Below are 10,948 nucleotides of genomic sequence, written 5' to 3'. Positions count from 1 at the left end.
GCTTTACACGCCTTTTATCCGCCGCCCCCGTTTCTTTCGACGATCGCAACGGGTAACTGCGTACAGTCGTCGCATCGCAACCACGATGCGACGACATGCAGGACACGTACCCATCGCATGACCTTCCGCTCCAACGCACGCGCCCGGCCCCGCCGACGAGGCAACTGCTGTCCGCCGTCCCGATCGCGCTCGCGCTGGCGCTGGCGCTGGCGGTCACGCCCGCGGCCCGAGCCGACACGACGCCGACGGCGTCGGCAACCGCCGTCGCCGAGCCCGATGCGTCACCGTCCCCCGCACTCGACGCGATCGTGGCCACGCTGCGCACCCGCTTTCATGTTGCCTATGCCGACGCATGCGCGATCGCCCGTGCAGTACAGACCGAATCGGACCGCTACGGACTCGCACCCGCGTTGCTGCTCGCTATCATCGCCGTCGAGTCGGGTTTCGATCGCCATGCGGTCAGCGTCGCCGGCGCGCGCGGCCTGATGCAGGTGCTGCCGTCCGCGCATCGCGACCTCGTTGCGCATGTGAAGGACCTGTCCGATCCGGCGACCAATGTGCGAATCGGCGCGGCGATCTTCCACGGCTATCTCGACAATGCGGACGGCGACGTCGAATCCGCGCTCGTGCGGTACAACGGCGGCACGAAGCGCTATGCGCAGCGCGTGGCCCTTCACGTGCAGCAATTCGACGCGCAATTGCGCCGGCGGAACGGCGCGCCCCTCAGCGAGCCAAGAACCGCCGCGCCCCCCTGAGCCAGCGCACGACGTACCGCTACTGCGCGCCGGCCAGCCGATAGCCGACGCCGGTTTCCGTCACGATGTGCTGCGGCCTGCGCGGATCGTATTCGAGCTTGCGCCGCAGATGACCGACGTACACGCGCAGATAGTGGGCGTCCTTGTCGTGCGTCGCACCCCACACCTCGTTCAGCAGACGGTCGTGCGTCAGCAGGCGTCCCGCGTGATGCGCGAGTACGGCGAGCAGCCGGTATTCGATCGGGCTCAGATGCACGCGCGCACCGCCGCGCAATACTTGACGGTTGCCGAGATCGACGATGACGTCGCCGAAACATACCCGCACCGGCCCGACGCAGCCACCGCCAGCCTGCCGCCGCAGGTGCGCGCGAATCCGCGCGATCAGCTCGGCCGTGCCGAACGGCTTCGTCAGGTAGTCGTCCGCGCCCGCGTCGAGCGCCGCGACCTTGTCGCGCTCAGCACTGAGCGCCGACAACACGATCAGCGGTGCGGCCGAGCAGGCCCGCACCGCACGGATCAGCGCGGTGCCGCCGATATCTCGCAGGTTCGTATCCGCGACGATCAGGTCCGGGTGGCGCGCGCGAACCGCCGCCACGCCCGCGACGCCGGTCGCGGCTTCGCAGACGTTCATGTGCTCGGCCTTCAGCGCGACCCGGACGAAATGCCGAATCAACCTGTCATCGTCGACGATCACGATGACGACGCTCGGCTCGCTCATGCGACGTCGCCTCCGTCCCGATGCGAGCTCATGTTCACGCCTATCCGCATGCAACCAGCACCATGTCGATCAGCTTGATGAACGGGAACGGCAACAGCACGCCGCCCAGGCCGTACACCAGCAGGTTGCGGCGCAACAGCGGCGCGGCGCCGAGCGGACGATAGCGCACGCCCTTCAGTGCGAGCGGGATCAGTGCGACGATGATCAGCGCGTTGAAGATCACCGCCGACAGGATCGCCGACGCCGGCGACGCGAGGTGCATCATGTCAAGCACACGCAGTTGCGGATAGGTTGTCGCAAAGGCCGCCGGGATGATCGCGAAGTATTTCGCGACGTCATTCGCGATCGAGAAGGTCGTCAGCTAGCCGCGCGTCATCATCCGGCTCATCCCCGCCACGCCGATCGCCGACAGCAGACCGCCGATCGTCGTCGGGATCAGGCATACGAGCAGCGCGACGAGCGCCGTGATCGTCACCACGTGGCCGGCCTTCATCGCCTCGACCGAGAACATCGAGAACGGCAGCAGCGTGGCGGTCGCGAGCAGCATCACGATCGTCAGCGCGACCAGCAGGATCGGTCAGCGCGATTTCGTTCGGCGTCTTCTGCGCTTCTCGCGCCTTCGACCATCGCGACGACCGTCGAGAAGCGCTTCGCCCGGATTGACCGCCACCCGAACGACGATCCAGTCGGACAGCACGCGCGTGCCGCTCCGTCACCGATGGAGAAGTCGCCGCCCGATCCGCTGATCAACGCGTCGATCGGTACGAGCTGATCGCTGATCGTCGACCCGACGGCGCAGCGATGCCCGATTTCACCGCCGCGCCAGCGAATTGCCGCTGAAACTTCATCAGCACCACGCCGCCCTTTGCCGCCAGCTTCCGGCCGACGCCATCCACCTCGACACCACCCGTGCGTTATGGTCGCTTGAGTCTTCCAGACGAGCGCGAGCCACCAGAAGTGATTCGCTGAAGTTCGAACTTTCGGCTCAGCAGCCGATGCTGGAGCTTGCCGAACACACCGAACCACAGCCAGCGCGATCGCGATCGATGCGAATCCGGCCGGCGCCTCGGTCGGCCGAACAGCGGCGCAGGATCAACCATAGCGGCGCCGTCCGATGCCTTCGCTCTTCGACACCGCACCGGGTTGCGGAACGCGTCGGCGATCGCGGGACGCACCTGAGCGGGGATCGAACATCGAGTGGGTGGCCGTGCGCGGATGGCCGGAGCAATCGGGGGGCGGGCTTGTCACAGGGCGGGAGACATGGCGATTTTCCTTTGCCGGCGCGCGTTGACGCGGCCGCATCCGGTATCGGTCGGGTGAGCCGGATGCCTTCGCGCGTCCGGGCGTGCGGCTTCCGTTTCCACACAACCGTCATAGGAAGGTCCGCGTGAAGATCGCGACAAAGGGCACCGTCAAAGCATAAAAAGCGCGCAAACGTCCACTTCGCCGCGACGCGGCGAGGTATCTCATGGGCCTTGCACGAGCAGGAGCGCCACGCTCTGCTCACACGACGTCGACGCGGTAAAAGCGGGGGAGAACTCGAGATTGGGCCGGCGTGCGATGCTCAGCCGACCATATGGCGCCCGTGCTGGCGCGGCCGCCACGGCGACGCGCGGCAGCTCGCGGCGCCGGCCGCACGGCGCGCAGCCCATCCCGCGCCACGCCGCATGCGCGAATCGCGTCGGGCCACCGTCGCGCCCCGCGACGGCAACGCATACGCGAGGCGTCGCACCGCAGCCGCGCGCGCAGCCAGACGCGATGCCGGCGACACACGGCGGGCAGGATGAACAGGCAGTGCGACGGGTCTTTTGCAGAGGATCGCGCTGTCGTAGCGCTTGCCGGCGAAGCGCATCACGTCGACCACCTCGAAACCCTGCGCGCCGTAGAACGCGACCAGGTGCGCCGCTGGATACGGCGTATCCAGCGCGAGCAGCGTATAGCCGCACAACGCGGCCCATTGCCCCGCAAACGACAGCAGCAGCGCACCGATTCCGCGGCTCTGGCATTCGGGGTCGACCGCCAGTTGCCGCACGCTCGCGACACCTTCGCGCCGGTACAGCGAGCATGGCGACGCCGGATCGGTCGCGTACAGCGTCGCGGTGCCGATCACGCGCCCACCGCACACCGCAACGAAACACTCGCCGCCCTCGGCGCGACGACGCGTGACGTCCTCGCCCTGGTCGACGCACGTGCAGTTCAACCCCATCGCGCCGAGCCGCGCGAACGCACGGTGCAGCAGCGCGGTGAGCTGAGCATAGCTGTCGAACGCCGGATCGAAGCGTCGCACGACGACCCGGTCGGTGCGCAGCGCAGGCGGCGCATCGGGTGACCATTCGGCGATCGTGTTCCGGGAAATCGACATCGCGGTGCTCCGTGGTTCGAATGACCGAAGTCTAGGAGCGTGCCGGCTGGCGTCGCAAGAAAAAATGTCGTAAATACGGCGCTGCACGAATGCGTACGACGCGACGGCGACGTGCGGGTCCGGTGCGCGTGCAACTGACCGCATGCGCGCGAAGTCGTCGATGGTTGTTCGGGGAATCAGTGCACGGCTTGCCGCTCGTCGACGACATCGTCACGCGCACTCGCCCGACCGTTGACACGCCACTCAACGCGATCCAGACTCGCTGCTCCTTCATTGCACCGCGAGCGCCCATGGTCACCTGCTTCCTTCGCTACGTCATCGATCCGTACAAACTCGATCAGTTCGAAACGTACGGCAAGATGTGGATCCCGCTCGTCGAGCAATTCGGCGGCACGCATCACGGCTACTTCCTGCCGTCCGAAGGCGCGAGCAATATCGCGCTCGCGATGTTCTCGTTTCCGAGCCTTGCCGAATACGAGCGTTACCGCGAACGCTCGAAGGACGATCCGGCCTGCCAGGCCGCCTTCCGCTACGCGGAGGAAACGCGCTGCATCGTCAGTTACGAACGCAGCTTCTTCCGCCCCGTGTTCGGCTGACGCGTCAATCGGAGACCCGCCACACGGCACGCGCCGCGCTCCGGCGACGGACGAAAAAAAGCCCCGCCTGCATCCGCTTGGCGGGGCCAACCCATGTCAGTAGAGACATCATGGAGGAGACGAGTCCATCTTATCGAGCATGGCTCGCCGTCCCAACCAAGCATTTCTGCTATCCATCTGCGGCGTCGCGCGCACGCGCGACCCTCGTGCATGGCATATCGATAGAACGAAAAGTCGTTTTCAGAGTGGCGACAGGGTCGTTACCATCTGGTTTTAAGCCGGTGCTTAGCCGGGCAAGCCATCCGAGGAGCGTCCCTTGACTGCATTCGATCAACACCGCCGCCCCTTCGTCGTCGGCATCGGCGGCACCACCCGAGCCGCGTCGTCGACCGAGCGCGCACTGTCGTTCGCGCTGCGCGGCGCACAAGCCGCCGGCGCACGCACGCGCCTGTTCGACGGCCCGTTCCTGCATACGCTGCCGCACTACGCCCCCGAACACAAAACGCTCACCGACGCACAGCGCGAGCTGATCGACACCGTGCGAGAAGCCGATGCGATCATCATCGCCACGCCCGGCTACCACGGCGGCGTGTCCGGCCTCGTGAAGAACGCACTCGACACGCTCGAGGAACTGCGCGCCGACGACCGTCCGTATCTCGACGGCCGCGCGGTCGGCCTGATCGTCACCGCGTACGGGTGGCAGGCGGCCGGCACCGTGCTCACGTCGCTGCGCTCGATCGTCCACGCGCTGCGCGGCTGGCCGACGCCGTTCGGCGCTACCGTGAACACGCTCGAAACGCGCTTCGACAGCGCCGACAGTTGCTCGGACCCGAAGGTCGTCGCGCAGCTCGAGACAGTCGGCGCACAAGCCGCCGAATTCGCGCTCGCGTTCGCGTCGCATCGCGCGGCCACGCATGCCGCATCGGTCGACGCGCTCGCGCCCGTTCTGAAGATCGCCAACCAGTAATCGCCGCCTTCCTGCCGCCCCGCCCCGGCCGACCTGATCCGCCGGCGGCGGGCGGTGCGCGTCCCGAAGCCCGGCGCGAGCCGCTTCCACACATCCCGTTCCATCGAGCCCGCCCGCAGCGCCGATAACGATTCGGCCCGCCACGTAATTTGCATTGGCCGAAAGATTGGTTCACGCGGGCTGCCGGTTTTCGTACGCTGAAAGCCCGAACCCTCTGCGCATGCCATGAACCGCACGATCCGCTACAAAGGCTACGAAGTGGCCCCCGCTGCCGCCCGGCTGCCGAATGGGCTGTTCGCCGCGAACCTGACGATCGAGAAGGCCACCGGCGGCCCGTCGCCGCGCGCCGTCTCGTTCGACGCAATCGACTTCTTCTTCGAAGAGGAACACGCGCTCGCATATGCGTCCCGCTGGGGCCGCCTCTGGGTCGACACGCAGGCCTGAGCGCACGGCCGCAGCACAGCCGCGCGCTCGAAAATACGCGTTTACGGAAGCTATGCAAAAATCTTTCACTCCGTAATCGCATAACAACAGCCATGTCCGACACGCTGCAGGAAGAGCATGCAGCGGCAGATCACGCCATGCGCAACTGGACCTTCGAGAGGCACGGTCCGGTCAGGATCGGTTCCGATGCGCACAGGCAGATGTTCTGCCGCATGCTGCTCGACACACACAACCCGTACAAACCGGCAGTCATCGACTGGCCAGCACTCCAACCCGACGCACTCAAGCGACTCACGTCGCTGCCCATCTGGGACATCGCCGTGCAGACCGAAGGCCGCGCATCGATTCGCGTCGCCACCTTCGCCGCGACCGTCGACGATCCGCTGCTGCGCCGCGCACTCGAGATGGACGGCGGCGAGGAAGCACGCCACAAGGTCGTACTGTCGAAGCTGGTGCACGCATACGGCATCAAGCTCGCCCTCGAGCCTGCCTATCCGGCGCCGACGGATCCCGAATGGTCGTGGATGATGACCGGCTTCAGCGAGTGCATCGACAGCTTCTTCGCGTTCGGCCTGTTTCGCTCCGCGCAACGCTCCGGTTATTTCCCGTCCGAACTCGTCGAAACCTTCGAACCCGTGATCCAGGAGGAAGGCCGGCACATCCTGTTCTTCGTTAACTGGTACGCGTGGTACTGGCGCAATCTGCCGTGGTGGCGCCGGCCCTGGTTCTTCGCACGCGCGGCGGCCGTGTGGGTGTTCCTGATCCGGGAGCGCATCGGCATCGCGCGCGGCATCGATGCCGATGGCGTCGCACGCGACGCTAACTTCCCGGCAACGGGCACCGCCGATATCGGCGAGACGCTGAACCCGCGCGAGCTGATCGAGCTGTGCCTCAGCGAGAACGACCGCCGGATGGCCGGGTACGACAAGCGGCTGCTGCGCCCGATGCTCGTCCCGCGCATGGCGCGGCTCGCGCTGCGTTTTTTGCGGAAATAGCGCCGAGGCGCGTCCGTTTCCGGTTTCCGATCCGGAAGCCGACGCGCAGCGTCGCCGGCGCACTCCAGCCGCTGCCCATGCGGCGCCTCCTTTCACAAGCCCGTGGGCTCGAGCGGCGCACGCGACGATTCGGCCGCGCCACGGCCCGAATCCGACGCCTCGTGCACGACGACGCGGGACTCGATGCGCGTCCGTCGGACCCATGTTGCTCACCCGATACATTCGAGTGCGTCGTTTCCGTCGTTCGGCACGCATGTCCGACCTCCGTGTGGCAGGGCAAATTGTCACACCAGGAATTTGACATTTCGGCCCCTTCCACCGCGTCTCCGACCTTGCCATGGACGTCTATCGGCAGCGCCGGGCGCAACCCCTCGCCACCAGATCGTAAGCGTTAAAAGCCCGATCGTCGGGGACAGGCGGGCATGTTATTTCAGTCCCCACTCACCACGTCCTCCGGGACACATCAATTGGAACAAATTTCCGATCGGAATACCGAGCTGAGCAGCACTGCTCTGTAGCAATTTTTTACAACTTCGCTTGACCGACCGGTCGCCGAACGCCCGTCAGACGGTCAGCAGCAGCTCCCGCCATGAGCAAACGTGCACAATTATGCATCACCTTCTTCAGGTGTTTTCCATTCACGCCGAATGGCATTTAATATAAATAAAAATACAAATTGCTATCGAATTAATAGATTAACAAAGCAGCAAATTTTCTCGACTCCGGCCATCCAACAATCATTACAAATCCGAAAGGCGACGCTCAAGCGCAAACGTTTGCCATTTCATTTGTCTTACGTTTTGTGGTGAGTCATATGTAACCTGCCGCACATAACAAACTTAACCATTTGAATCTTATGACTTTTCTTCCCGCCACATGGCGTGCACGAAGCCCTACACACTGCATTCTCGTTATTTTCCAAATCGTTACGCGTTAATACATCAAAACACGACCCATTAACCTTCTTTTAACTTTCGAAGCCTTCCATTTTTCACTATTTGTCAATCTCAAAAAACCATCTCAAATAAACTCGGCCCTACATTTTTTAGATTCGCGCGGGCGCACGGCAGATTCATCTGACGATATAGACCGGTTTGTTGCGTTGCGCACTTGGAGATAGCAGGACATGAACCGCACATACCGCTCTATCTGGAACGAATCCCTTGGCGCCTGGGTTGCCGCATCGGAAATTTCTACCGCACGCGGCAAGCCGAACAAGTCGGCCGTGGCAAAAGCCGTCGTGGCAGCCATGCTCGTGACTGGCGCGTGTGCAACCAATGTGGCGTACGCGCAATACACGGTGGGCACCCGATCGTCCGCGAGCACCGGCGCGGTCGCGATCGGCGGCGGCACCGGGTCGTCGTACTCGTCGACCGCGTCGGGCCTTTACGCGGTCGCGGTCGGCAATGGTGCAACCGCGACCGGCAACTCGACGGTTTCCGGCGCGATCGCAATCGGCAACGCGACGGCCGGCACTTCGAATACGGCGCTGCAAAACGGCGCGATCGCAATCGGCCAGGGCGCGCAGGCCATCGGTACCAACACGGGCCAGGGAACCTCGCCTGTCGCCATCGGCGCCACCGCCACGGCCAACGGCCTCGGCTCGCAGGTTGCGATCGGCGACCAGGCACTCGCGACCGGCACGGATGCGGTCGCCATCGGCGGTCACGCCGGGGCGTCGGGCTCGCAGGCCACCGGTAACCAGTCCATCGCAATCGGTCAGTCAGTCACCGCGACGAGCCAGTCGTCCGTCGCGATCGGCAACGGCGCGACGTCGTCTGCCAGCGGTGCATTCGCGCTGGGCGCGAGCGCGGCCGGCGGGGGCGCCAACTCGATGGCGCTCGGCAATTCGGCGCAGACGCTGTCTAACGGCGACGTCGCGATCGGCCAGAGCGCCTATGCACAGGGCACGACCGGGACAGCAACGGGCCTGTCCGCCACGGCGCTCGGCAACTCCGCAACGGCGTCGGGGAACAACGCCGCCGCGTTCGGCAACACCTCCAATGCGTCGGCGACCAACACGACGGCATTCGGCGCGGGCGCATCCGCGACCACCGCGAACGCATCGGCGTTCGGCACGGGCGCCACGGCGAACGTGACGGGCTCCGTCGCGATCGGCCAGGGCGCAGTGACGACCGGCACGGCATCGACCGCGACCGGCGGCACCAGCTCGGTGCTCAGCACGACGATCGGCGGGCAGACATTCGGCAACTACGCCGGCAGCGCCGCAAGCGGCGGCGTCGTGAGTGTCGGCAAGGCCGGCGCGGAGCGACGCATCCAGAACGTCGCAGCAGGCCTGGTCTCGGCAAACAGCACCGACGCGATCAACGGCAGCCAGTTGTACTCGGTCGCCAGCACGACGACTTCGAGCATCTCGAGTCTTTCGTCGTCGACTTCGACGGGGCTTTCGTCGGCTACCAGTTCTATCGGCTCGCTTTCGACGGGGCTGAGCTCGACCAATAGCAACGTCACCTCGCTGTCTTCGTCCACGTCGACGGGTCTTTCGTCGGCGACTAGCTCCATCGGCTCGCTGTCCACCGGCCTCAGCTCGACCAACAGCAACGTTACCTCCCTGTCGTCGTCCACGTCGACGGGCCTCTCGTCGGCGACTAGCTCCATCGGCTCGCTTTCGACGGGGCTGAGCTCGACCAACAGCAACGTCACCTCGCTGTCTTCGTCCACGTCGACAGGTCTTTCGTCGGCGACTAGCTCCATCGGCTCGCTGTCCACCGGCCTCAGCTCGACCAATAGCAACGTTACCTCGCTGTCGTCGTCCACGTCGACGGGACTGTCGTCGGCGACTAGCTCCATCGGCTCGCTTTCGACGGGGCTCAGTGCCACCAAGAGTTCGGTTGCGTCGCTGTCGTCATCCACGTCGACGGGGCTGTCGTCGGCGACTAGCTCCATCGGCTCGCTGTCCACCGGCCTCAGCTCGACCAATAGCAACGTCACTTCGCTGTCGTCGTCCACGTCGACCGGCCTCTCGTCAGCTACCAGCTCCATCGGCTCGCTTTCGACGGGGCTGAGCTCGACCAATAGCAACGTCACTTCGCTGTCGTCATCCACGTCGACGGGTCTGTCGTCGGCGACTAGCTCCATCGGCTCGCTTTCGACGGGGCTGAGCTCGACCAACAGCAACGTTACCTCGCTGTCGTCGTCCACGTCGACGGGGCTGTCGTCGGCGACTAGCTCCATCGGCTCGCTGTCCACCGGCCTCAGCTCGACCAACAGCAACGTCACTTCGCTGTCGTCGTCCACATCGACGGGCCTCTCGTCAGCTACCAGCTCCATCGGCTCGCTTTCGACGGGACTGAGTTCGACCAACAGTTCAGTTCTGTCGCTGTCCACGTCCACGTCGACCGGTCTTTCGTCTGCCACCAGCTCGATCGGCTCTCTGTCCACCGGCCTCAGCACGGTCACGACCAAGACCGACAACCTCGGCAACAGCACGGCTACGGCGCTCGGCGGCGGTGCGAAATATGATTCGACGACCGGAACGGTTTCCGCGCCGGCATACACGACCTACAACGCGAACGGCACAACGTCGACCGCCAATAACGTCGGCTCGGCGATCGACAGCATCAACAGCCAGGGCATCAAATACTTCCACGCGAACTCGACGGCTGCCGACAGCCAGGCACTCGGTACCAATTCCGTTGCGATCGGCCCGAATGCCGTCGCCAACAACACCGGTGATGTCGCGCTCGGCAGCGGCTCCGTCACCGAAGCCCCCAACCCGACGCCGACTGGTACCGTCGGCGGCGTGACGACCACGTTTGCGGGTGGCAACCCGAGTAGCGTCGTCAGCGTCGGCGACGCAAGCACGAACACCACGCGTCAGATCACCAATGTCGCGGCCGGTCAAATCACCTCGACCAGTACCGATGCGATCAACGGCTCCCAGCTCTTCGCGACCAATTCGGCCGTCGACTCGCTGTCGACGACGGTGTCATCGTCCAGCAACGCAATCTCGTCGCTGTCGACGGGCCTGAGCTCGACCGATAGCACGGTCGCTTCGCTCTCGACCTCCACGTCGACGGGCCTCTCGTCGGCTGACAGCTCGATCAGCTCGTTGTCCACGTCGACCTCGACCGGTATCAACTCGTTGTCG

8 protein-coding genes and 1 pseudogene are annotated in these 10,948 nt (G+C 64.9%); 6 read left to right on the top strand and 3 right to left on the bottom strand.

Annotated elements, in window-relative coordinates:
- Window positions 1-95 precede the first annotated feature (95 nt).
- A complete protein-coding gene (locus J7024_RS26400; protein WP_234745600.1) occupies window positions 96-755 on the top strand; it encodes a lytic transglycosylase domain-containing protein in 660 nt (219 codons plus the stop codon).
- Window positions 756-774: 19 nt separating this feature from the next.
- Here the strand turns inward: J7024_RS26400 and J7024_RS26395 are convergent, their stop codons facing one another.
- The 3 genes and pseudogenes from J7024_RS26395 to J7024_RS26385 all read right to left on the bottom strand — a co-directional run bounded on the left by J7024_RS26395 (window position 775) and on the right by J7024_RS26385 (window position 3,835).
- Window positions 775-1,473, bottom strand: coding sequence for a response regulator (locus J7024_RS26395; protein WP_175750767.1), 699 nt, complete (start codon window positions 1,471-1,473; stop codon window positions 775-777).
- Between the two features lie 40 nt (window positions 1,474-1,513).
- Window positions 1,514-2,667 (bottom strand): annotated as a pseudogene (locus J7024_RS37575) (hypothetical protein).
- Window positions 2,668-3,037: 370 nt separating this feature from the next.
- Window positions 3,038-3,835: a GNAT family N-acetyltransferase gene (locus tag J7024_RS26385; protein ID WP_175750766.1), complete on the bottom strand. Its 798-nt coding sequence runs from the start codon at window positions 3,833-3,835 to the stop codon at window positions 3,038-3,040.
- Window positions 3,836-4,125: 290 nt separating this feature from the next.
- Between J7024_RS26385 and J7024_RS26380 the strand changes: the two genes are divergently transcribed.
- The 5 genes from J7024_RS26380 to J7024_RS26360 all read left to right on the top strand — a co-directional run.
- On the top strand, window positions 4,126-4,431 hold the full coding sequence (locus J7024_RS26380) for an NIPSNAP family protein (RefSeq protein WP_124826838.1): 306 nt from the start codon (window positions 4,126-4,128) through the stop codon (window positions 4,429-4,431).
- Window positions 4,432-4,747: 316 nt separating this feature from the next.
- A complete protein-coding gene (locus J7024_RS26375; protein WP_098551163.1) occupies window positions 4,748-5,398 on the top strand; it encodes an NADPH-dependent FMN reductase in 651 nt (216 codons plus the stop codon).
- Between the two features lie 225 nt (window positions 5,399-5,623).
- Entirely contained in the window at window positions 5,624-5,842 is a 219-nt protein-coding gene (locus J7024_RS26370; RefSeq protein ID WP_096502005.1) for a transcriptional regulator, read from the top strand.
- A gap of 92 nt (window positions 5,843-5,934) precedes the next feature.
- Entirely contained in the window at window positions 5,935-6,837 is a 903-nt protein-coding gene (locus tag J7024_RS26365; RefSeq protein ID WP_124829555.1) for a ferritin-like domain-containing protein, read from the top strand.
- A 1,126-nt stretch (window positions 6,838-7,963) separates the two neighbouring features.
- The coding region (locus J7024_RS26360) for an ESPR-type extended signal peptide-containing protein (RefSeq protein ID WP_268838421.1) at window positions 7,964-10,948 on the top strand (2,985 nt) is incomplete at its 3' end.

It is taken from the genome of Burkholderia sp. WTPI3, assembly GCF_021483755.1.
Taxonomy (GTDB): domain Bacteria; phylum Pseudomonadota; class Gammaproteobacteria; order Burkholderiales; family Burkholderiaceae; genus Burkholderia.
Note: the sequence above shows the minus strand (reverse complement) of the source record. Positions and strands in the feature narration are given on the sequence as shown.